Below are 20,622 nucleotides of genomic sequence, written 5' to 3'. Positions count from 1 at the left end.
CATGTCCAAACCCGCCACCGTCTTCAAGCGCAGTACCAATCTGCTGTTGCAATTTCTCGCCGAGAATGTCGCAGTGGGCGAGATGCTGCCGACGGAGCAGTTCCTGACCACCATCTGCCAGGGCAGCCGCACGGCGATTCGCAGCGCGATCGCGTATCTGTCGACGCGGCGCCTGATCGCCAGTCCGGCGGACCGGCGCCTGCTGCGCAAACCCATACCAGGCGACTACTTCGATATCTCCGAATTGCAGTCGGGGGCGGAGCGCATCCAGCAAGTGCTGATGGAACGCGTGTACCAGCGCGACATGCCGCCCGGCGCGGAATTTTCGGAAGCGGAGCTGGCGCGCGAGGCGGGCGCCAGTACCGTCAGCGTGCGCGAATTCTTGATCGGCTTTTCGCGCTTCGGCCTGATCGAAAAGAAGCCGCGCGGCGGCTGGCGCCTGTGCGCGTTCGACCGCTCGTTCGCCACCGAACTGGCGGACATGCGGCGCATGTTCGAGATGGCGGCCGTGGAGCAGTTTGCGCACTTGCCGCATGGCGATCCGGCGTATGCGGAACTGGCGCGGCTGATCAAGCAGCACGAGAAGCTGGCGGCCAGGATAGACACGCGCCACAATGCGTTTCCGGCGCTGGACCGCGAGTTCCACACCTTCCTGATCGGCCTCTTGAACAACCGCTTCGCGCAGGGCTTCTACGATATCGTCTCGTTCGTGTTTCACTATCACTACCAGTGGGACAAGGGCGAGGAAAAGGGCCGCAACCAGTACGCGGTGCAGGAGCACCTGGCCATCCTACGCGCGCTGGCCGAGCACGACATACCGAAGGCGCTCGAGGCCATGCGCTCCCACCTCGATTCCTCGCGCAGCACCATGCTGTCCTCGATCGGCACGCGGGAAAAACTGAGCCAGCCGGGTATTTAACCGTCTTTGCCGGGGAGGGTGCGCCATGAGCCTCGCTTCCCAACCTGCCAGCCTGCTGTTGATGTCGCCCGAGGATAACTGCCTGATCGCCAGGACAGCCTTGGCCAGCGGCGACGTCGTCGCCATCGACGGCGTGCCCGTCACCCTGGCGCAAAATATCCACATCGGCCACAAGGTGGCGCGCCGCGCGCTGGCCGTGGGCGACAAGGTGCTGCGCTACGGCGCCCTAATCGGCAGCATCACGGCCCCCGTCGCCATCGGCGAGCATATCCACACGCACAATCTGGCAAGCGATTACATCCCCACGTTTACCCTGGGCCAGGACGGCCACCATTTCCTGGACAAGGACGACCAAGCATGAACGCTCCCGTAACGACACCGGCCCTGTCGGGCTATCTGCGCGCCGATGGCCGCAAGGGCATCCGCAATATCGTGGTGGTGGCCTATATGGTCGAATGCGCGCACCATGTGGCGCGCCTGATGGTCAACGCCTTTCCCGGCCAGCCCGTGCACCTGATCGGCTTTACGGGCTGCTTCCCCAACGAATACGCGGACCAGGTGATGCGCCGTCTGCTGACGCACCCGAACGTGGGCGCCGTGCTGCTGGTGTCCCTGGGCTGCGAAGGATTCAACAAATATGGCCTCTCCAGCGCCGTGACCGACAGCGACCGTCCCGTGCACACGATCACGATCCAGGAAAACAGCGGCACGCGCCCCAGCGTGAGCAGCGGCGTCGAGTGGATCAGCTGGGCACTCGAGCTTTTGGCGCGGCAGGAGCGCGTGCCGATGGGGATCGATGAACTGGTCGTCGCCACCATCTGCGGCGGCTCCGACAGCACCAGCGGCATCAGCGCCAACCCGGCCGTCGGCGTCGCGTTCGACACCCTGATCGCGGCCGGCAGCCCCTGCATCTTCGAAGAGACGGGCGAACTGGTGGGCTGCGAATACCACATGCAGCGGCGCGCCGTCAGTCCGGAGCTGGGCAACGCCATCGTGGAAACCGTAGCCAAGGCAGCCCGCTACTACACCATCATGGGCCATGGCAGCTTCTCGCCGGGGAACGCCGATGGCGGCCTCACCACGCAGGAAGAAAAGTCGCTGGGCGCCTACGCCAAGAGCGGATCCTCGCCCATCGTCGGCATTTTGAAACCGGGCGACCAGCCGGCCGGCGGCGGCCTGTACCTGCTCGACGTGGTGCCGGACGGAGAGCCGCGCTTCGGCTTCCCGAACGTGTCCGACAACGCGGAGATCGTCGAACTGATTTCCTGCGGCGCCCACATCACCTTGTTCACGACCGGACGCGGTTCCGTGGTCGGCTCGGCGATCTCGCCCGTCATCAAGGTGTGCGCCAATCCGCAAACCTTCGAACGCCTGGCCGACGACATGGATATCAATGCGGGCAAGATCCTCACGGGCGAAGCCACCCTGGAAGAAGTGGGCGCGGAGATCGTCGCCGCCGTGCTGAACGTGGCCAACGGGGAACTGAGCCGCTCGGAAGACCTGGGCCACCAGGAATTCGTGCTGACCTATAAACAATTCGACGCGGTGGGGCCAGGCTGCTTCCCATTGCGCGCCGCTTGAGGGCCTGATTCATGGATGTCACACAATTGCATACCTTGCCGCGCGGGGGCCTGTCGCTGCCCTGCATCGGCATGGGCTGCGCCCCGATAGGCGGCTTGTACCAGCCCGTCAGCGACGCGCAGGCGCGCGCCACCTTGGATGGCGCCTGGGATGCCGGCGTGCGCTTCTTCGACACGGCGCCGTTCTATGGCTATACCCAGTCCGAACGCCGCCTCGGCGCGGCGCTGCGCGAGCGGCCCCGCCATGAATTTGTGATTAGCACCAAGGTGGGACGGCTGATGCGGCCCGACGCTTCCGTGCGCCCCGGCGACGACGGCTTTGCCGCGCCGTTGCCGTTCCGCCCCCATTACGACTACACGTATGACGGCGTGCTGCGTTCGCACGACGACAGCCTGCAGCGCTTGGGGCTCGAGCGCATCGATATCCTGTTCGTGCACGATATCGGCAAGGCCACGCATGGCGAACACGATCAGCAATACTGGCGCCAGCTGACGCACGGTGGCGGTTTTCGCGCGCTGGACCAATTGCGCGCCACCGGCCAGGTGAAGGCCGTGGGCCTGGGCGTGAACGAATGCGAAATCGTGCTGCGCGCAATGGCGGAATTCGACCTCGATTGCACCTTGCTGGCCGGCCGCTACACCTTGTTGGAACAGGCCTCGCTGTCGCCGTTGCTGGACGCCTGCGTGGAACGCGGCAACGCCATCGTGATCGGCGGCCCGTTCAACTCGGGCGTGCTGGCCGGGAACGGCAAGTTCAACTACGCCGATGCGCCGGCCGCCATACTCCAGCGCGTGGCGCGCCTGGACGCCGTCTGCCGTGAATTCGGCGTGCCGCTGCAGGCTGCCGCACTGCAGTTCCCGCTTGCCCATCCGGCCGTCGCTTCCTGCATCCCGGGCGGCCAGGACCTGGCGCAGCTGCGGCAAAACCTGGACTGGTTCGCCACGCCGCTGCCCGACGCCCTGTGGCTGGCGCTGCGGGACGCGGACTTGCTCGATGCGCGCGCGCCGCTGCCTGCGGGAGTGGCCGCATGATGCGCATCGACGCCCACCAGCACTTCTGGCAGCTGGCCGCGCGTGCCGGCAGCTGGCCGCCGCTATCCTTGGGCGCCATCCACCGCGATTTTGCACCGGCCGACCTGGCGCCGCTGCTGGCGGCGCACGGCATCGCCGGCACGGTGCTGGTGCAGTCGCTGCCGTCGGCTGCCGATACCGACTACCTGCTGGCGCTGGCGGAACAGAACAGCTTTATTCGGGCCGTCGTGGGCTGGACCGATCTGCTGGCGCCTGACGCGCCGGCCACTATCGCCCGTCTGGCGTCGCACGGCAAGCTCAAAGGCTTGCGGCCCATGCTGCAGGATATCGAAGATGATCAATGGATCGCCAATCCCGCGCTGGCGCCGGCCTTGGCCGCCATGGTGGAACACGGTTTGCGGCTGGACGCGCTGGTGCTGCCGCGCCACTTGCCCGCGCTGCTGCATTGCGCGCGCGCTTATCCGCAACTGGCCATCGTGATCGACCATGCGGCCAAGCCGCCGATCGCCGATGCCGCGTTCGGCACCTGGCGTGCAGACACGGCGCAACTGGCCGCGCTGCCGAACGTGCACTGCAAGCTGTCCGGGCTGGTGACGGAAGCGCGGCCCGGCTGGAACGTGGACGACCTGCGCCCCTATGCCGCACATGTGCTGGACGTGTTCGGTCCCCGGCGCGTGATCTGGGGCAGCGACTGGCCCGTGGTCGACCTGGCCGGCGGCTATCCGGCATGGCTGGCCGCCAGCGAGGCGCTGCTGGCGCATCTGGGGCAAGAGGACAGGGACGATATTTTCGGACGCAATGCGTGCCGGTTTTATGGTTTTGAATGAGGTGGTGGGCGTGTCGGCTTACGCCGTTCCGGCTAAGCCGACCTACGGTCATCGTCAACGGTATTGGTAGGTTGGCGTAAGCCAGCAAAAAGGAGTCGCAATGCAAAGAATGGGCATGGTCATCGGCATCGCGCCGGAGCGCATCGCTGAATACAAAACCCTGCACGCCGCAGTCTGGCCGCAGGTGCTGGCCAGACTGGCTGCCGCGCATGTTGGCAATTATTCGATCTTCCTGCGCGAGCCGGAAAACCTGTTGTTCGGTTATTGGGAATACCACGGCGAGGATTTTGAGGCCGACATGGCGGCCATTGCCGCCGACCCGGAAACGCAGCGCTGGTGGACCTTTTGCGCACCGTGCCAGGAGCCGCTGGCTTCGCGTGCCGAGGGCGAGCACTGGGCGATGATGGAACACGTATTTCATATGGTTTAGGCCTAAAAAAAGGAGACAACATGACCGCCAGACTACAAGGCAAAATCGCCCTGCTCACCGCCGCCGGCCAGGGCATCGGCCGCGCCACGGCCGAAGCGTTCGTGCGCGAAGGCGCTACCGTGATCGCCACCGATATCAACCAGGCCCAGCTCGACGCGCTGAAGGAAGCAACGGGTTGCGCCATCCGCCGGCTCGACGTGACCGATGGCGCGGCCATCACCGCGCTGGCCGACGAGATCGGCCCCGTCGATATCCTGTTCAACTGCGCCGGCTTCGTCGACGGCGGCACCATCCTCGACTGCGACGATGCGGCCTGGGACCGTTCCTTCGACATCAACGCGCGCTCCATGTACCGGTTGATGCGCGCCGTGCTGCCCGGCATGCTGGCCAGGGGCGCCGGCTCCATCGTCAATATGTCGTCCGTGGCGTCGAGCGTGAAGGGCGCGCCGAACCGCTTTATCTATGGCACCTCGAAGGCGGCCGTGGTGGGCATGACCAAGTCGGTGGCGGCGGACTTTGTCACGCGCGGCATCCGCTGCAATGCGATCTGCCCCGGCACCATCGAGTCGCCCTCGCTGAAGGAACGCATTGCCGCGCAGGCGGCAGCGACGGGCGTGAGCATCGATGAAGTGCAGGCCGCGTTTGTCGCCCGCCAGCCGATGGGCAGAGTGGGCAGGGCAGAGGAAATCGCCGCGCTGGCCGTCTACCTGGCTTCCGATGAATCCGCTTTTACCACCGGCATGGTCCATGTGATCGACGGTGGCTGGTCAAACTAATTACAACGACGAGAGACACACATGAAACTGATGCGTTATGGCGCCAAGGGCGCTGAAAAACCTGCACTGATCGATGCCGACGGCGCCGTGCGCGACCTGTCCGGTGTGCTGCTTGACATTACCGGCGCGACCTTGGGCAAGGATGGCCTGGCGACCCTGGCCGCCCTCGATATCTCCAGCCTGCCGGTGGTGGCGAATCCTGGCCGCATCGCGCCGCCGTGGAAGGGCGTGGGCAAGTTTTTGTGCGTGGGCTTGAACTATGCCGACCATGCGGCCGAATCGGGCATGGCCGTGCCGGCTGAACCGGTGCTGTTCATGAAGGCCACCAGCGCCATCATCGGCGCCAACGACGCCGTGGTGATGCCGCAGGATTCGAAGAAAAGCGACTGGGAAGTGGAGCTGGGCGTGGTGATCGGCACCACCGCGCGCTATGTGAGCGAAGCCGATGCGCTGTCGCACGTGGCCGGCTACTGCGTGGTGAACGATTTGTCCGAACGCGAGTACCAGCTCGAACGCGGCGGCCAGTGGGACAAGGGCAAGGGCTGCGACACCTTCGGCCCGATCGGCCCCTGGCTGGTCACACGCGACGAAGTGGCGGACCCGCAAAACCTGGGCCTGTGGCTGGAAGTGAACGGCAAGCGCGTCCAGGATGGCAATACCAGAACCATGGTCTTCGGCGTGGCCAATCTGGTCAGCTACATCAGCCGCTTCATGACCTTGTACCCGGGCGACATCATCAGCACCGGCACGCCACCAGGCGTGGGCATGGGACAGAAACCGGCGGCCGTGTACCTGAAGCCGGGCGACACCATGCGCCTGGGGATCAGCGGACTTGGTGAACAGAAGCAGACCGTGCATGGGTGGAATCCGGAACTGATCGACGGTTAAACGAGTAGCAGACCGGCGTGCCGCCAAGGTGCTCAGACATCGGCGCGCCGGCCTATGGCAGTGGAGTGGAGGAGACACACCATGAATCAATCCGAAGAGATACTGGCCCTGAACAAGGTCAGCAAGCGCTTTCCCGGCGTGCTGGCGCTGGACAACGTCAGTTTCAGCCTGCGCAAGGGCGAAGCCCATGCGCTGTGCGGCGAAAACGGCGCCGGCAAGTCCACCCTGATGAAGGTGATGAGCGGCGTGTACCAGGCCGACGAGGGAGAACTCGTCTACAAGGGCAAGGTGTGCAGTTTTTCCTGCAGCGTGGATGCGGAGGCGGCCGGCATCGCCATCATCCACCAGGAACTGAACCTGATCCCGCACCTGAGCGTGGCCGAGAATATTTTCCTGGCGCGCGAACCGGTGCGCGGCATTTTCATCGACCGCAAGAAAATGCGCGCCGACGCGCAGGCGTTGCTGGACCGGTTGAAGCTGCGCATCGACCCGCGCCAGCTGGTGAAAAACCTGTCCTGCGCGCAGCAGCAGATGGTGGAAATCGCCAAGGCGCTGTCGCTCAATACGGAAGTGCTGATCATGGACGAGCCCACGTCGTCGCTGACGGAGAGCGAGACGGGCCAGCTGTTCGACATCATCAATGAACTCAAGCGCAATGGCGTGAGCGTGGTCTACATCTCGCACCGCCTGGAAGAGATGCAGCACATCATCGACAGGGTGACGGTGCTGCGCGACGGTAAATTCGTCTGCACCGACGATTTTGCCGCCACCAGCCTGGACGCCATCGTGGCCAAGATGGTGGGCCGCACCCTCGATGAAAAATTTCCCGACCGCGTCTCGGCGCCGACGGCTGACGTACTGCTGCGCGTGACCGATTTGCACCGCAAGGATGTCTTCGGCCCGCTGAGTTTTGATTTGCGGCGCGGCGAGATCCTCGGCTTTTCCGGCCTGATGGGGGCGGGGCGCACGGAAGTGGCGCGCGCCATCTTTGGCGCCGATCCTCTCACCAGCGGCGCCATCCACCTGGGCGACGTGGCGGTGACGATCGACAGCCCCATCGACGCCATCGGCCACGGCATCGCCTACCTGTCGGAAGACCGCAAGAGCCACGGCCTGGCGATCCGCATGTCGGTGGCGGCCAACCTGACCTTGACGAATGTATCGGGGCTGGCGAACCGCTTCGGCTTCATCGATTTCGCCAGGGAAGAGGCGGTGGCGCAGCAGTACATTGCGGCGCTGGGCATCAAGACGCCAACCTCGAAACAGATCGCGCGCAACCTCTCGGGCGGCAACCAGCAAAAGATTGTCATCAGCAAATGGCTGTACCGCGAATCGAAAATCATCTTCTTCGACGAACCCACGCGCGGCATCGACGTGGGCGCCAAGTTCGCCATCTACCAGCTGCTCGACAAGCTCGCGTCGGAAGGCATCGGCGTGGTGCTGATCACGTCCGAGCTGCCCGAGATCATGGGCATGACGGACCGGGTGGCCGTGTTCCATGAAGGGCGCATCAGCGGCATCGTCAATACGCGCGAGTCGTCGCAGGAAGAGATCATGCAGCTCGCATCGGGCCGCCAGGCAGCAATGCATTAACATCAGAAAGCCACAAGAAAATGAATAAAGAACTGATCCAAAAATTCGCCGCGCTGGGCAGCCTGTCCTTGCTGTTGTTGGTGTTTTCCCTCACCAGCAACGCCTTTTTCTCCGTCAGCAACGGCATGAGCGTGGCCTTGCAAGTGACGTCGATCGCTTACCTGGGCATTGCCGCCACCTGCGTCATCATCACGGGCGGCATCGACTTGAGTTCCGGCTCCGTGCTGGCGCTGGCCGGCGTGGCCGCCGCGCTGCTGGTCAAGAGCGGCGTGCCCGTGCCCGTCGCCATGCTGGGCGGCGTCGTGGTGGGCGCCATGTGCGGCGCCGTCAACGGTTTCTGCATCACGCAACTGAAGCTGCCGCCCTTCATCGCCACCCTGGGCATGATGCTGATCGCGCGCGGCCTGGCGCTGCAGGTGACGGGGGCGCGCGCCATTTCCGGCCTGGGCGAGTCGTTCGGCGAACTCGGTAACGGCGTGTTGTGGCGCATCGAGCGCGACACGGGCGGCACTTTTCCCGAGGTCGTCTTTCCCGGCATTCCGTATCCGGTGGTGCTGATGGTGGTGATCGCCGTGGCCGTGTCCATCATGCTCAGCCGTACCACCTTTGGCCGGCATATCTATGCCGTCGGGTCGAATGCGGAAGCGGCGCGCCTGTCGGGCGTGAAGGTGGGTCGCGTGACCCTGCTCGTGTATACCCTGTCCGGCGCCTTGTCGGGCCTGACGGGCTGCGTGCTGATGTCGCGTCTGGTGACGGCGCAGCCGAACGAGGGCGTGATGTATGAACTCGATGCGATCGCCAGCGCCGTGATCGGCGGCGCTTCGCTGATCGGCGGCATCGGCACCATTTCCGGCACCGTCATCGGGTCCTTCGTCATCGGCATCCTGCGCAACGGCTTGAACATGAACGGGGTATCGAGCTTTATCCAGCAAATCATTATCGGACTGGTCATCTTGCTGACCGTCTGGATCGATCAGAAGCGCAACCGCGCCTGAAGCAGCAAGCAGCACGCATGAAGTCAATCCACCAAATCTATAATTATTAAATGAGGACGACAATGAAAACCATCAAAGCCATGTCGCTGGGTCTGTTGACCGCAGCATTTGCCCTGAGCTCCAGCGCCGCCTTCGCCGCCCCGGGCGAAATCGCCGTGATCGTCAAGACGACCAATTCCAACTACTGGCAAAACGTGAAAAAGGGCGCCACGGCCAGCGCCGCCGATGCCAAGGGCTACAGCCTGACCTTCCAGGGACCGGCTTCGGAATCGGCGATTGCCGACCAGGTCAGCATGGTGGAAAACGCCGTCACGCGCAAGGTGGCCGGCATCGTGCTGGCCGCGTCGGACCCGGACGCGCTGGTGCCGGCCCTGAAGAAGGCGTGGGAAGCGAAGATTCCCGTCGTGCTGATCGATTCGCTGGTGGCCGACAGCGGCAAGCGCTATTACCAGTCCTTCCTGTCGACCGACAATGAAGCGGCCGGCGAGCAAAGCGCCAAGGCCCTTATCTCGCAAGTTGGCAAGACGGGCAAGATCGCCGTGATGTCGTACGTGGCGGGCGCCGGTTCCGAGACGGGCAGGGTGGGCGGCTTCAAGCGCTATATCGAAAAGAACTCGCAGCTGCAGATCGTCGGCACGTATTACTCGCAGTCGCAGATGGCCACGGCGCTGAACCAGACGACCGACGTGCTGGCCTCGAATCCGGACTTGAAGGGCATCTTCGGCGCCAATGAACCGACGGCCGTGGGTATGGGCCGCGCCATCGCGCAGGCGGGCAAGGCCGGCAAGGTGATCGCCGTGGGCTTCGACGGCAATGAAGACCTGAAAAACTTCGTCAAGGACGGCACCCTGTATGCGACCGCCGTGCAGGGTTCGTACTCGATGGGCGCGCTGGGCGTGAAAACCCTCGTCAGCCTGATCGAAGGCAAGAAGGTCGCACCGTTCGTCAACACGGGCGTGGTGATCGTCACCAAGGCCAATGTCGACCTGCCGGAAGCGAAGAACGTTTTGTATTGAGTGATCAGCTGATCGTCAGGCGCTGCTTCAATTCCTTGAGCAGCGTGCCCGTCTTGGCACTCAGCTGGCGTGCCAGCGGCCAGGCCAGCGAGAGCGGCAAGCCTGGCGTGGCGCAGGCCGGCAGTACTTCGACGATGGCGCCGCTGGCCAGGTGCTCGTGCACGAGCCAGGTCGCCTGCTGCGCGATGCCCAGGCCGGCCAGCACGGCGGCCGTCTGCGCTTCGGCGTCCCCCACGGTGAGGCGCGGATGGACGGCCCTCCGTTGCACTCCGTCCTCGTCGGCAAACAGCCACGGCGCCGCCGTGCCGTCGCCGCGGCCATAGCCGATGCAGTCGTGGCCATCGAGGTCCGCGATGGCGACGGGCGTGCCGCGCCGCGCCAGATAGGCGGGCGCCGCGCAAAAGATCAGGCGTTCTTCGCCCAAGGGCATTTGTCCCAGCGTTGGCGGCCAGCTGCCAGGCGCGCCGATGCGCACGGCGATATCGATGCGCTCTTCGAACAGGTCGGCAAAGCGGTCGCTGAAACTGATCGACGGCTGCAGCTGCGGATACTTTTCGCACAGTGCAATCAGCGCCGGCATCACGCGCATGCGGCCATACGAGGCGGGCACGCCGATGCGCACCTTGCCTGCCAGTTCCCCATCCTGCTCGGCCAGCACGTTTTCCGCCTCGACCAGTTCCTGCAGCACGCGCTTGCAGGTGGCGTAATAGGCATGCCCCGCGCTGCTCAACTGCAAACGCCGCGTGCTGCGCTCGAACAGCATCACGCCCAGACGCGCTTCCAGGCGCGCCACGCTCTTGCTCACGGCCGAGCTGCTCAGGTGCAGCCGTGCGGCAGCTTTGGTGAAACTGCCGGCGTCGGCGGTGGCAAGAAAAGGCGCGATGCCTTTCAAGTGTTCGGACATGATTGCAGAATATTTTTCATGAATAAGGTGAAATACTATCGCGGATAAGAATTTCTGTCCGCTATATCATGGCTTTTTACACAGGCACTGGAGCATCCATGAACAAGCACGCATTGATTATCGGCGCCAGCGGCGTTATCGGCAGCAACCTGGCCACGCACTTGCTGGCGCAGGGCTGGCAGGTGACGGGCGTCTCGCGTGGCCGCACCCCCGTGCCTGCCGGTTGCGCATTCCTGCCGCTCGATGCCACGGATGGCGCGGCGGTCAGCGCCGCCCTGGCGGGCCTGGACGCCAGCCACGTCTTTTTCACGGCCTGGGCGCGCCAGGCCAACGAGCAGGAAAACATCCGCGTCAATGGCGCCATGGTGGCCAATGTGCTGGCCGCGCTGGGGCCCACCGGCCACTTGCGCCATGCGGCGCTGGTCACTGGCCTCAAGCACTACCTGGGACCGTTCGACGCCTATGGCAAGGGCAGCGTGCCAGTCACGCCGTTCCGCGAAGAGCAGGGCCGGCAAACGGTCGAGAACTTTTACTATGAGCAGGAAGACCGGCTGTTCGACGCGGCCGCGCGGTATAGTTTTACGTGGAGCGTGCACCGTCCGCACACCATCATCGGCTACGCGCTGGGCAATGCCATGAACATGGGCCTGACCCTGGCCGTGTATGCGAATCTGTGCAAGGCCGGCGGCCAGCCCTTCGTCTTTCCCGGTTCGCCTGCGCAATGGCATGGCCTCTCCGACATGACGGACGCGGGCCAGATCGCACGCCACCTGGCGTGGGCGGCCGACAGTCCCGCCGCGCGTAACGAAGACTTCAATATCGTCAATGGCGACGTGTTCCGCTGGAAGTGGCTGTGGCCGCGCCTGGCCGCTTATTTCGGCGTCGAGGCGGCCGATCTGCCCGAGGCGATGGCGCCGCTGGCCGACCGCATGCAGGACGCCCCCGAACAGTGGCGCGCCATCGCCGAGCAGCAGGGCCTGGTGGAGGCTGATGTCGGCCGCCTTGCTTCCTGGTGGCATACGGATGCCGATCTTGGGCGGCCGATGGAAGTGATGACGGACATGGGCAAAAGCCGCAAGGCGGGCTTCCTCGATTACCAGGATACGCAGGATGCCTTCTTCAATCTGTTCGACAAGCTGAAGGCGGAGCGCGTCATTCCCCGCTGACCTGGTCGCGGCCAACCATGTCGTCGGCTTACGCGCTCCGCGCTAAGCCGACCTACCGGGCCATCGTGGTAGTGCGTAAGCCGACATGCTATTCGGGCTTGCGCCTCTCCTGCGCCCGCTGCCACTCCAGCCCCGGACGGTCGACGCGAAATTGCAGCAGCCGTCCCTGCACCACTTCCGTCACGTAGGCCGTACGCCCATCGGGGCCGCCGAAGGTGATGTTGCTGGGCTTGGCGCCGGGTACGCTGATTTCGCGCAGGATGCGTCCCTGAGGCGATAATTTCACCACCGTGCCCTTGCCATAGCGCGTCACGTACAGGTTGCCGTCGACATCGACGCGCATGCCGTCCATGCCGAAATCGTCGAACTTGATCAGCAAGCGCTTGCCGCTCAGGCTGCCGTCCGCGGCGATGTCGTACATCCAGATATTGCGCTGCACGCTTTCATTCACATACAAGATCTTGCCGTCGGGGTTCACCTCGATGCCGTTGGCCGTGCCCATGGTGTCGAGCGCCAGGGTCACCGTGCCGTCCTGCGCGATGCGCCACACGCGGCCCGTGTTTTCCTTCCAGTTCGGGTCGCTCGCATACAGCACGTCGTCGGCCGTGATGGCGATGTCGTTCGGCTGCGTCATGCGCGGCTCGCGCGCGTGGATGGTGAGCGCGCGCGTGGCCGGGTCGACCACGTAGATCGTGTGTTCCATGTAGTCGGCCAAATACATCTGCCCGCGGCTGCCGAAGCGGATGCCGTTGGCGATGCTGGTGCCGGGCAGGGTCAGGTACACCTCGCCGGCGCCGCCGGGGCTGACCTTGCCGATGGTTTGCTGGCGCGCAAAGTTGACGGCATAGATATTGCCGTCCGCATCCACGGCCGGGCCTTCGATGCCTTTTGTAAAGGAGTGCGCGGGCGTGAGGGTGGTGGCGAGGAACAGCGTCTCGTGCGCGGGCTGGCTGGCGCAGGCGGACAGGCTGGCCAGCGCGGCGGCCATTACGGCCGTGCGCAGCGACGGCAGGGCATATCGGGATTGGTGCATCGGTGTTCTCTGTATGGCAAAGGTGGCGTATGTTACCCGACGCGTGCCAGCCGGGGCGCCTGGCTAGGCCGCCACGACGACGAGGTCGGGAAAGTCGTCCTGCCAGCCGTCCCACTCGTCTTGCAGATGGGCGTGCATGCCGGCGCGCTCTTGCGCCTGATCGAAGGTGTCCGCGCTAGCCAGCAGAAAATGGGCGATGGCGCGCAGGGTGGCCGGGTCGGCGTGGATGGTCACGTCGGAGCAGGGCAGAGCTTGCTCGGACGGTGTGTCTTGCAGATAGCAGTGCAGCGATAAATGTGTGGTCATGGGTGTCAGTTGTCGATGGGCACCGCACATGATGCCATGCGCGCGCAGTATCTGTAAGGTGAACGAGCTGCAATTGACGCCGGACGGGCGGAATGGAAAAAGATGCGCGACAGGACAGCGCAATGGCCGGGTTGAGGCGTATGATGGAAATACGGATGTGGTTGCCGCAAGGCAGTGCGATCGGCATGGGCCGCACATCTTGCAGGTTTTTTTCGTGGTTTTGGCAGCAATGACAACGAGGAGACATCATGGACAAACCCGAATTCATCCTGGCCGCCAAGGCCATGGAAACGCTGGAGATGTATCAAACGTTTTACGGCCACTCCAGCGAATACCAGGCGCACCAGCAGGAAGTGCTGAAACTGCTGCGCCACAAGGGCGCCTCCTTGCTCGTTTCCGAGCATGGGCCTGCAAAGTTTTTATTGGCGTTTGCCGATGCGCTGGAAGCGGCCAGCTTGCCGGGGGAATATGTGCCGCTCAACCGCAGGTAGGGCGAGCCTGTCCCGGCAGGGGATGCAGATATCTGCCGGGATAGTCCCTAGCCGCCGTTCCCTGTGTCGTTCAGCGATACCCTGGGCAGGCGCACGGTAAATATCGTGCCGCTTTCCAGGCTGGACTCGGCGCCGATGGTGCCGCCGTGCGCGCTGGCGATCTCACGCGCGATAAACAGACCCAGGCCGATGCTGGTGGCATTGGGCGCCTTGTGATCGTCGGAAATGGCCAGCTGGACCAGCGGATCGAAAATGCTTTTCAGCGACGCTTCCGGGATCTGGCGGCCGAAATTCTTCACTTGCACCACGGTCGTATCGGCATCGCCGAAAGCCGTGATGGTCACCGGCTGGTCGTCGGTGCGGTATTGCGCAGCATTGTTGAGCAAATTGGAAAACAGCTGGGACAGGCGGGCCGCATCGAAGTCGCCAATCATTTCGCCCGTGGTGCTCAGTTCAAACTTGCATTGCGGGTGAGCGGCCGATGCATCCTCGACGGCCGTCTTGCAGATTTCCCCCAGGTCGCCCAAGGCGGGTGAAATGGGCATGTGTCCCCCCAGCTGCGTCCTGGCGAACTCCAGCAGATCGTTCACCATGGTTGTCATGGTGGCCGCGCTGCGGGCAACCCGCGCACCGATCTGCACCGTGGAAGCGGAGGTCGCGCTCGGCCTGCTCAGCAGAGCACCGGCCATCGTCATCGTGCTCAGCGGACTGCGCAGATCGTGGCTGAGGATGGCGAGAAAGGTATTGCGGGTGCGGTCGCTCTGCTGCGAGTAGCGTATGGCTGATTCCTGCAGCGCCTGGTCTATCGCTTCATTGAAGCGCAAGATGTCGTCCGTTGCCGTTTTCGACGTTACCGGCACCTGTGCCATCCACAGGCGCAGCACGCTGGCCCGCATCGCGCGAAATTCCGCCGTCAGCTGCGGCAGCGTGAAGCCGATCTGCTGGCGCAGCGAGCCATGCGTGGCGGCTGCCGTTTCCTTGCCCGTTATTTCCGATACGCCCGTGGTCGATTTCTTTTTTCGCTGCGCCGCGTTCTCGATGACGTCCATGTCGCGCACGATGGTTTGCAGCATCTGCTTGGCATGATCGCGCAATTCCACTTTCGAGATGGCGGCTCCCGGAATGGGCAGCGACCTGGCGAAGAGTTCCCACTCTTCCAGGATCGGCTCCAGATGGCCGGTAATAAAGCGCGATAGTTTCACGGAGGACCAATGCGTTGATGGAAGAGGAGCCAGTGTACGCTGTTGAGGCGGGGATGGGGGATTGCTTCCCTGTGCCGGGTGTTATCTACGTGTGACCCGGCGCCATGGCGTCAAACATGTCCTTGCCAACGGCCCCTTGGCCATGAAAGAAATCTTGCGTTCATGCTGTGCAGGTGGCTGGAGTTGCGGTATCGCAAACAATGGCAAGCATGAATCGGATTCATCGATGCCATGGTAGTGACTTTTTTATATCGTGTTTGTGACGATGTGTGAGTATGTTGCCGCCTATTTGGTGCACACTTTGCCGGATATAAATCCGGGAGTGCCGCCATGACCAGGTCACGCAGCTTGCCGCCACGATTGCTGGGAGCACGCTTCCGTGGCTTTTCCTTGCTGCCGCTGGCCATTTCATTTGTCGTGCTGGTATGCCTGTCGCTGCTGGCGATCCAGCTATGGATGACCTGGCGCGCCCGCGAAGTGCAACTCAATGAAGCGGGGCGCGAAAGCGCCAACCTGGCGCAATCTGTTGCGCAGCATGCCTATGACACCATCAAGGAAGCCGATACGGTGCTGGTCGGACTGGTGGAGCGGGTGCAAACAGACGGTGTTTCCGATCCTGAACTGGCCCGCATGCACAAGTTGCTGGTCACGCGTGTCGCCGAGCTGCGCCAGTTGCACGGCATCTTCATCTATGCCAGGGATGGCAGCTGGCTGGTGAACTCGCAGCAAACGCTGTTGAGCAATTTGAATAATTCCGATCGCGATTACTTCAACTACCATCGAACGCATGCAGATCGAGGCCCCTATGTCGGGCCCCCCGTGCGCAGCAAATCGACGGGACACTGGATAGTCACGGTGTCGCGGCGTATCAATATGCCTGACGGCAGTTTCGGCGGCGTGGCGCTGGCGACCATCGACATGAATTATTTCAGGCTGTTTTATGAGCGCTTTTCGATAGGAAAAAAAGGCGCCATTTTCATTGCAAATGGAAACGGTATTCTGTTATTGAGACGGCCGTTCGACGAAAGTTTGCTGGGACGCGATCTTTCGCAGTTTCCCTTATTTCATGATTATTTGCCCAAAAGTCCCGTTGGGACGGCTGTGATCAAGTCGCGAGTCGATGGCGTGACGCGTATCAATAGCTATCGTAGAGTCGAGGAATACCCGCTGGTGGTCTCCGCCGCGTTGTCGCAGGATGAAGTGCTCGCTGCGTGGTGTGTCGATGCGGTGATGCAAAATGCGGTGGGGGGCGTGCTGGTATTGCTGATCGCGTTCATCGGATACCGCGTGGTGCGGCAGATCGATTTGCGGGTCAAGAGCGAGGCGGGACTGGTCGAGGCGCGCAATGAACTGGAAATGATCAATGAAACCCTGGCCCGCCTTGCCAATCAGGATGGGTTGACGGGGCTGGCGAACCGGCGCCACTTCGACCAGTCGCTGCTTGCCGAGTTCAGCCGTGCTCAGCGTGAGGACAGCTCGCTTGGGCTGGTGTTGATCGACGTCGACTTCTTCAAGCAATACAACGATATCTATGGCCATGTGGCCGGCGACGAGTGCCTGAGAAAAATCGGCAAAGTGGTCGGCTACAGCATGCGCAGGCCGGGCGACCTTGCGGCGCGCTACGGCGGCGAGGAAATGGTCGTTTTATTGCCCGGTACGGATATGCAGGGCGCATTGGCGGTGGCGGAAGGCGTTCGCCAGGCCGTGCAATCGCTGGGAATCGAGCATAGTGGCAATCCTCTCGGCGTAGTGACGGCCAGCGTCGGCGTGGCGGCTTTTATGCCGATGCACCGGGAAAACCTGCCGGTCGAGTTGGTTGAGCTTGCTGATAGAGCACTGTACAAGGCCAAGGCATCGGGGAGAAATCAGGTCTGTTATGAGTCTTCTGACAAAAGTGCCGAGCAGGCCGCGACTGCTTTTGCGTTTCGATAGCCGTTGTTGACGGTGCATGAGCCGGGGCGGCTTTGGGCTGCGTCCTCGGTGGCGCGTGCGCCAGCCCTGTCCATGTACAATCGGCAACATTCGGATCGACGTATCCGCCCTCTCATTGCGGAGTACGTTCAAGCGTGACACAAACATTGCAAACCTGGCTGCTGGCCTGGCGGGAAGCCTTCACATGCGTCGGCCTGGGGCTGCGCGATGCGCGTCATGCGGGCCTGTGGTGGCGCTCCGCGCTGTGGTGCATGGCGGTCGTGGCCCTGTGGCTGGGACTGTATGGCTACTTTGGCCGTTTTTTTGTCGAGCTGAGCGCCATGCTGGCGCTGGTGTCCGTCACCGGCTTGCTGGGTCTGGGCGTGATGGATGGCGTCGGGGCGCTTGCCAACGGGCCGGCCACCGTGTCGCAGATGGGCAATATTGCCGGCGGCCTGGGCAGCGCCGCCAAGGCCATGCTGTCGATCGGCCAGATTGCCCTGGCGTTGCTGGCGCTGGCTGCTTTTTTCTATGTGATGGTCTTTATCGTCGGCGCCATCGGCACGGCGCGCCTGCCGCTGCGCTGGCTCTTGCTGGAGCGCGCCAAGGCGGTGGCGGCGCGACGCTATATCGCGTGGCAGCCTCCGGCCGGCCTGGATGCATCCTCCGCACGCCCCGCCTGGCGGCGGCGTCTGTTGCTGCTGCTTTCCCTCTTGATTCCCGTGTGGGCCATGTGCGTGCTGATCTCGTACTTGCTGGCCTGGAACGTCCAGATGGTCTACGGCGCGGCGGCCGAGGAGGTGCTCGGCGCGGAACAGCAAGCGGCGTTGCGCCGCGAACAGCGCCCGGCGATTTTTGCTCTGGGCCTGCTGCTGTGCTTGCTGATGCTCGTCCCAGTCCTCAATTTACTGTTGCCAGCCGTGCTGTGCACCAGCGTTTGCCATTTGCAGCGCCGCGGCTGGCGCGCAACGCATGCATTAATCAAAGTGGAGTGAATATGAGTGAACACGCAAGACGAGGCACCCTCGAGCGCGCGATTGAAATCGCCGCCGCCACCCATGCCGGCCAGACGGACAAGGGCGGCGCGCCATACATATTGCACCCCCTGCGCGTCATGCTGCGCGTCGCCCCCGGTGCCCAGCAGATCGTCGCCGTGCTGCATGACGTGGTAGAAGACAGCGACGGCAAAGTCACATTCGACGACCTGGCGCGCGAAGGATTTTCCCAGGAAGTCATCGACGGCGTGCGCGCCGTGAGCAAGATCGAAGGCGAGTCGTATGAGGCGTTCATCGCCCGCGCGGCGTTGAACCCGGTGGGCAAGGCCGTCAAGCTGGCTGATCTGGCTGAGAATAGCGATTTGTCGAGGATAGATAGGCCGACGGAGAAGGATTTGGAGAGGGTGGAGAAGTATCGGAGGGCGATTCAGCAACTTATGTCGCAGCAATGATTCTTGTGTGCCGAGATCGTGTTCGAATGTTTAATTTAGCCTCGGCGCACTTGTGAAGATGTTGGTACAAGGTTGAGGTCTTGTGCAAATGGCAAAACTGATCCCGGTCGCCGATACTTCTCTTTTTCCTGTGCGCGGGTTTGTTGACGCTCATACCGGTACGCAGTGAACGCGAGCTGAGGCGTCACGCCATTGGAAGCTGGCATACCATCACCACCATTCCAATAGCAACTTTGTCTGTTTGGAAGGGGATTTCGCCGCGCTCTTGAAAACCCTGTTTCGCGTAGAAGCGGCGAGCATTTAAGTTGGTTTTGAGCACATCTAACCATATCAATCTCTCCCTGCGCTCCACCGCCAGTGTAGTGGTCAACCCATCCCGGGCACTACGTTAAGTTTTTCTTCGGCGACGGCCGGTGCCAATCCGTGATTAAACTGATGTGGCCGTATCCTGTTATACCGGTGCATCAGGTAATGGCTGATGTCCCGTTGTGCTTCCTGTGCCGTCATGTAACCAGTTGACGGCAGCCATTCAGTTTTGAAGCTGCGGAACAGCCGTTCCATCGGGGAGTTATCCCAACAATTTCCCCGACGGCTCATACTTTGTCGTATCCGATAGCGCCACAAGCGCTGACGGAATTTTCGACTGGCGTACTGGCTACCTTGATCCGAATGAAACAGCAGGCCCTGCGGTCGACCTCGCTGCTCGTAAGCCATTTCCAGCGCTTGCACAACAAGGTCGGCGTCGGGCCGTAGCGAGAATGCCCAGCCCACCGCTCGGCGAGCGAACAAATCCAACACCACTGCCAAGTAATACCATCGGCCTTGCGCCCAGACATAGGTGATGTCTCCGCACCAGGCCTGATTTGGCGCCTCGACTGTGAATTCACGATTGAGGTGGTTCGGAATATCGACCCGCTCCACCGTAGCCTGCTTATAGGCATGGCTGCCAGGCTGTTTGCAGACCAGCCCCAGCTCTTCCATCAAACGACTGACTTTGAAGCGGCCAATTGCCGTGCCTTCCTCACGCATCATGCCCATGATGCTACGGCTTCCCGCCGAACTGCGACTCTCTACAAACAGCTCGTGCACGCGGCTACGCAATGCCATGCGCTCAACATCAATGTGCCGGGCGCGCTCCCGATGCGCGTACAGGCATGACCGCGCTACGTCGAACACCGCGCAGATCAACTCGATTGATTCGTTACCACAAATCTGATCGATTACCTCGTACGTTCTATCCCTTCCGACATCAAGAGCGCGGTAGCCTTTTTTAAAATGGACTTCTCCCGCTCGAGACGCTCAATGCGCGCTTCGAGTTCCTGTATTCGCTGCTGATCAGGCGTCATTGCCTTACTCTGTGGCGTGATGCCTTGCCGCTCCAACTGAAGCTGCTGCACCCAGCGGCGCAGCACTGATTCGCCGATGCCGACCGAACGGCTTGCCTCCGTATGGCTATATCCTTGATCCAGTACCAGGCATGCCGCCTGCTGTTTGAACTCAGGGGAAAACGTACGTCTTTGCTTGCTCATCAAACACCTCTCCATGGCGAGCATTCTCGCCTAAATCAGTGTCCGGGTACATTAAACCACTACACTCCAGTTCGTGCCAAATTCGCGAAGACTGGCCGCGTGAATACTTTTGCTAGCATGCGAAGGTCTTGCGTTGTTGTCATTTGGTAAGTATTGATGTGTCGTTTATGGCGTACTACCAGCACATTCCCTCTGTAAACAGGGGGGATTTAGTGTTGAAATTCTAGCAAATCTAAGATTGCTTTGCGATAAATAAATGATTGGACGCGTTAGTCAGGCGATGGTCTTCTTCAACAAAAAAGGCTGTCATTTTGTTGTCATTCCCAGGCTAAACAGCCCAAAAACAACCCAAATAATGACAGCCTTCTTCTTGCTAACTACTTGATTCTAAAAAATTCAGTGGTGGAGACGGCGGGAATCGAACCCGCGTCCGCAAGCACTCTACAGACAGTTCTACATACTTAGCACTATCATTTAATTTAACTCAGCCAGCACGGATGTGCACGTTATGGGCAAGCGAGTTACCTATTATTTAGTCGGACGCTAAGTAACCCAGCATACGACGAGTCCCTGTAAA

The 20,622-nt window shown here is 62.1% G+C and carries 22 protein-coding genes and 1 other RNA gene (1 of these 23 running past the window's edge); 16 read left to right on the top strand and 7 right to left on the bottom strand.

Annotated elements, in window-relative coordinates; translation table 11 throughout:
* Position 1: 1 nt before the first annotated feature.
* The 11 genes from VM94_RS21640 to VM94_RS21590 all read left to right on the top strand — a co-directional run bounded on the left by VM94_RS21640 (position 2) and on the right by VM94_RS21590 (position 10,056).
* The gene (locus VM94_RS21640; protein WP_046685273.1) at positions 2 to 919 is read left to right on the top strand and encodes a GntR family transcriptional regulator; all 918 of its coding nucleotides are present in this window, start codon (positions 2 to 4) and stop codon (positions 917 to 919) included.
* Positions 920 to 944: 25 nt separating this feature from the next.
* A complete protein-coding gene (locus VM94_RS21635) occupies positions 945 to 1,280 on the top strand; it encodes a UxaA family hydrolase (protein WP_046685272.1) in 336 nt (111 codons plus the stop codon).
* Positions 1,277 to 2,500 carry a UxaA family hydrolase gene (locus VM94_RS21630; RefSeq protein WP_046685271.1) on the top strand — a complete coding sequence of 408 codons (1,224 nt, stop codon included), beginning with the start codon at positions 1,277 to 1,279 and terminating at the stop codon, positions 2,498 to 2,500. The genes VM94_RS21635 and VM94_RS21630 overlap by 4 nt, the downstream gene beginning before the upstream one ends.
* 11 nt (positions 2,501 to 2,511) lie before the next feature.
* Complete coding sequence (locus VM94_RS21625; protein ID WP_046685270.1) at positions 2,512 to 3,531, top strand: aldo/keto reductase; 1,020 nt, start codon at positions 2,512 to 2,514, stop codon at positions 3,529 to 3,531.
* Entirely contained in the window at positions 3,528 to 4,358 is an 831-nt protein-coding gene (locus VM94_RS21620) for an amidohydrolase family protein (protein ID WP_200899251.1), read from the top strand. The genes VM94_RS21625 and VM94_RS21620 overlap by 4 nt, the downstream gene beginning before the upstream one ends.
* A gap of 115 nt (positions 4,359 to 4,473) precedes the next feature.
* Positions 4,474 to 4,788: an L-rhamnose mutarotase gene (locus VM94_RS21615; RefSeq protein WP_235432982.1), complete on the top strand. Its 315-nt coding sequence runs from the start codon at positions 4,474 to 4,476 to the stop codon at positions 4,786 to 4,788.
* A 20-nt stretch (positions 4,789 to 4,808) separates the two neighbouring features.
* Positions 4,809 to 5,564 (top strand): SDR family oxidoreductase, encoded by a 756-nt coding sequence (locus VM94_RS21610; RefSeq protein WP_046685268.1) that lies wholly within the window; start codon positions 4,809 to 4,811, stop codon positions 5,562 to 5,564.
* A gap of 21 nt (positions 5,565 to 5,585) precedes the next feature.
* Complete coding sequence (locus VM94_RS21605) at positions 5,586 to 6,452, top strand: fumarylacetoacetate hydrolase family protein (RefSeq protein ID WP_046685267.1); 867 nt, start codon at positions 5,586 to 5,588, stop codon at positions 6,450 to 6,452.
* Positions 6,453 to 6,533: 81 nt separating this feature from the next.
* Entirely contained in the window at positions 6,534 to 8,045 is a 1,512-nt protein-coding gene (locus VM94_RS21600) for a sugar ABC transporter ATP-binding protein (RefSeq protein WP_235432981.1), read from the top strand.
* Positions 8,046 to 8,065: 20 nt separating this feature from the next.
* Entirely contained in the window at positions 8,066 to 9,040 is a 975-nt protein-coding gene (locus VM94_RS21595) for an ABC transporter permease (protein WP_034759656.1), read from the top strand.
* A gap of 80 nt (positions 9,041 to 9,120) precedes the next feature.
* A complete protein-coding gene (locus VM94_RS21590) occupies positions 9,121 to 10,056 on the top strand; it encodes an ABC transporter substrate-binding protein (protein ID WP_034760291.1) in 936 nt (311 codons plus the stop codon).
* Between the two features lie 4 nt (positions 10,057 to 10,060).
* Here VM94_RS21590 and VM94_RS21585 read toward each other — a convergent pair whose 3' ends face one another.
* A complete protein-coding gene (locus tag VM94_RS21585) occupies positions 10,061 to 10,960 on the bottom strand; it encodes a LysR family transcriptional regulator (RefSeq protein ID WP_046685265.1) in 900 nt (299 codons plus the stop codon).
* A 98-nt stretch (positions 10,961 to 11,058) separates the two neighbouring features.
* On the opposite strand from VM94_RS21585, the gene VM94_RS21580 reads away from it, so the two are divergent.
* On the top strand, positions 11,059 to 12,126 hold the full coding sequence (locus VM94_RS21580; RefSeq protein WP_046685264.1) for an SDR family oxidoreductase: 1,068 nt from the start codon (positions 11,059 to 11,061) through the stop codon (positions 12,124 to 12,126).
* A gap of 88 nt (positions 12,127 to 12,214) precedes the next feature.
* Here the strand turns inward: VM94_RS21580 and VM94_RS21575 are convergent, their stop codons facing one another.
* Both VM94_RS21575 and VM94_RS21570 read right to left on the bottom strand, forming a co-directional pair.
* The gene (locus VM94_RS21575; RefSeq protein WP_200899250.1) at positions 12,215 to 13,159 is read right to left on the bottom strand and encodes an SMP-30/gluconolactonase/LRE family protein; all 945 of its coding nucleotides are present in this window, start codon (positions 13,157 to 13,159) and stop codon (positions 12,215 to 12,217) included.
* 63 nt (positions 13,160 to 13,222) lie between these two features.
* The gene (locus VM94_RS21570) at positions 13,223 to 13,465 is read right to left on the bottom strand and encodes an Imm32 family immunity protein (protein WP_046685263.1); all 243 of its coding nucleotides are present in this window, start codon (positions 13,463 to 13,465) and stop codon (positions 13,223 to 13,225) included.
* Between the two features lie 248 nt (positions 13,466 to 13,713).
* Between VM94_RS21570 and VM94_RS21565 the strand changes: the two genes are divergently transcribed.
* On the top strand, positions 13,714 to 13,956 hold the full coding sequence (locus VM94_RS21565) for a hypothetical protein (protein ID WP_034759639.1): 243 nt from the start codon (positions 13,714 to 13,716) through the stop codon (positions 13,954 to 13,956).
* A gap of 47 nt (positions 13,957 to 14,003) precedes the next feature.
* On the opposite strand, the gene VM94_RS21560 is transcribed toward VM94_RS21565, so the two are convergent.
* Positions 14,004 to 15,158, bottom strand: coding sequence for a sensor histidine kinase (locus VM94_RS21560; RefSeq protein ID WP_046685262.1), 1,155 nt, complete (start codon positions 15,156 to 15,158; stop codon positions 14,004 to 14,006).
* Positions 15,159 to 15,488: 330 nt separating this feature from the next.
* Here VM94_RS21560 and VM94_RS21555 point away from each other — a divergent pair, with 330 nt between their 5' ends.
* The 3 genes from VM94_RS21555 (at position 15,489) to VM94_RS29405 (ending at position 18,516) form a co-directional block, all read left to right on the top strand.
* Complete coding sequence (locus VM94_RS21555; RefSeq protein ID WP_046685261.1) at positions 15,489 to 17,090, top strand: sensor domain-containing diguanylate cyclase; 1,602 nt, start codon at positions 15,489 to 15,491, stop codon at positions 17,088 to 17,090.
* 134 nt (positions 17,091 to 17,224) lie between these two features.
* Positions 17,225 to 18,064 carry a hypothetical protein gene (locus VM94_RS21550; protein WP_138828899.1) on the top strand — a complete coding sequence of 280 codons (840 nt, stop codon included), beginning with the start codon at positions 17,225 to 17,227 and terminating at the stop codon, positions 18,062 to 18,064.
* Between the two features lie 2 nt (positions 18,065 to 18,066).
* Entirely contained in the window at positions 18,067 to 18,516 is a 450-nt protein-coding gene (locus VM94_RS29405) for an HD domain-containing protein (protein ID WP_046685259.1), read from the top strand.
* 184 nt (positions 18,517 to 18,700) lie between these two features.
* On the opposite strand, the gene VM94_RS27910 is transcribed toward VM94_RS29405, so the two are convergent.
* The 3 genes from VM94_RS27910 to ssrA all read right to left on the bottom strand — a co-directional run.
* Positions 18,701 to 18,886, bottom strand: a complete 186-nt coding sequence (locus VM94_RS27910) for a GNAT family N-acetyltransferase (RefSeq protein ID WP_200899249.1) — start codon at positions 18,884 to 18,886, stop codon at positions 18,701 to 18,703.
* Positions 18,883 to 20,045 (bottom strand): IS3 family transposase gene (locus VM94_RS21540; protein WP_138829046.1). Its coding sequence is split into 2 segments (ribosomal slippage): positions 18,883 to 19,790 and positions 19,790 to 20,045, totalling 1,164 coding nucleotides; the frame shifts between segments, so codons are not numbered across the junction. Before VM94_RS21540 ends, VM94_RS27910 begins: the two co-directional genes overlap by 4 nt.
* A gap of 400 nt (positions 20,046 to 20,445) precedes the next feature.
* Positions 20,446 to 20,622, bottom strand: a transfer-messenger RNA (tmRNA) gene (ssrA, locus tag VM94_RS29425) (it continues 107 nt past the right edge of the window).

The organism is Janthinobacterium sp. KBS0711, from assembly GCF_000988085.1.
In the GTDB taxonomy this organism is placed as follows: Bacteria; Pseudomonadota; Gammaproteobacteria; order Burkholderiales; family Burkholderiaceae_D; genus Janthinobacterium; species Janthinobacterium lividum_E.
Note: the sequence above shows the minus strand (reverse complement) of the source record. Positions and strands in the feature narration are given on the sequence as shown.

What these genes read in the sequence shown, in the direction of transcription:
- VM94_RS21640 (WP_046685273.1), top strand. Translation starts at nt 2, where the DNA reads ATGTCCAAACCCGCCACCGTCTTCAAGCGCAGTACCAATCTGCTGTTG.
- VM94_RS21635 (WP_046685272.1), top strand. Translation starts at nt 945, where the DNA reads ATGAGCCTCGCTTCCCAACCTGCCAGCCTGCTGTTGATGTCGCCCGAG.
- VM94_RS21630 (WP_046685271.1), top strand. Translation starts at nt 1,277, where the DNA reads ATGAACGCTCCCGTAACGACACCGGCCCTGTCGGGCTATCTGCGCGCC.
- VM94_RS21625 (WP_046685270.1), top strand. Translation starts at nt 2,512, where the DNA reads ATGGATGTCACACAATTGCATACCTTGCCGCGCGGGGGCCTGTCGCTG.
- VM94_RS21620 (WP_200899251.1), top strand. Translation starts at nt 3,528, where the DNA reads ATGATGCGCATCGACGCCCACCAGCACTTCTGGCAGCTGGCCGCGCGT.
- VM94_RS21615 (WP_235432982.1), top strand. Translation starts at nt 4,474, where the DNA reads ATGGTCATCGGCATCGCGCCGGAGCGCATCGCTGAATACAAAACCCTG.
- VM94_RS21610 (WP_046685268.1), top strand. Translation starts at nt 4,809, where the DNA reads ATGACCGCCAGACTACAAGGCAAAATCGCCCTGCTCACCGCCGCCGGC.
- VM94_RS21605 (WP_046685267.1), top strand. Translation starts at nt 5,586, where the DNA reads ATGAAACTGATGCGTTATGGCGCCAAGGGCGCTGAAAAACCTGCACTG.
- VM94_RS21600 (WP_235432981.1), top strand. Translation starts at nt 6,534, where the DNA reads ATGAATCAATCCGAAGAGATACTGGCCCTGAACAAGGTCAGCAAGCGC.
- VM94_RS21595 (WP_034759656.1), top strand. Translation starts at nt 8,066, where the DNA reads ATGAATAAAGAACTGATCCAAAAATTCGCCGCGCTGGGCAGCCTGTCC.
- VM94_RS21590 (WP_034760291.1), top strand. Translation starts at nt 9,121, where the DNA reads ATGTCGCTGGGTCTGTTGACCGCAGCATTTGCCCTGAGCTCCAGCGCC.
- VM94_RS21585 (WP_046685265.1), bottom strand. Translation starts at nt 10,960, where the DNA reads ATGTCCGAACACTTGAAAGGCATCGCGCCTTTTCTTGCCACCGCCGAC.
- VM94_RS21580 (WP_046685264.1), top strand. Translation starts at nt 11,059, where the DNA reads ATGAACAAGCACGCATTGATTATCGGCGCCAGCGGCGTTATCGGCAGC.
- VM94_RS21575 (WP_200899250.1), bottom strand. Translation starts at nt 13,159, where the DNA reads ATGCACCAATCCCGATATGCCCTGCCGTCGCTGCGCACGGCCGTAATG.
- VM94_RS21570 (WP_046685263.1), bottom strand. Translation starts at nt 13,465, where the DNA reads ATGACCACACATTTATCGCTGCACTGCTATCTGCAAGACACACCGTCC.
- VM94_RS21565 (WP_034759639.1), top strand. Translation starts at nt 13,714, where the DNA reads ATGGACAAACCCGAATTCATCCTGGCCGCCAAGGCCATGGAAACGCTG.
- VM94_RS21555 (WP_046685261.1), top strand. Translation starts at nt 15,489, where the DNA reads ATGACCAGGTCACGCAGCTTGCCGCCACGATTGCTGGGAGCACGCTTC.
- VM94_RS29405 (WP_046685259.1), top strand. Translation starts at nt 18,067, where the DNA reads ATGAGTGAACACGCAAGACGAGGCACCCTCGAGCGCGCGATTGAAATC.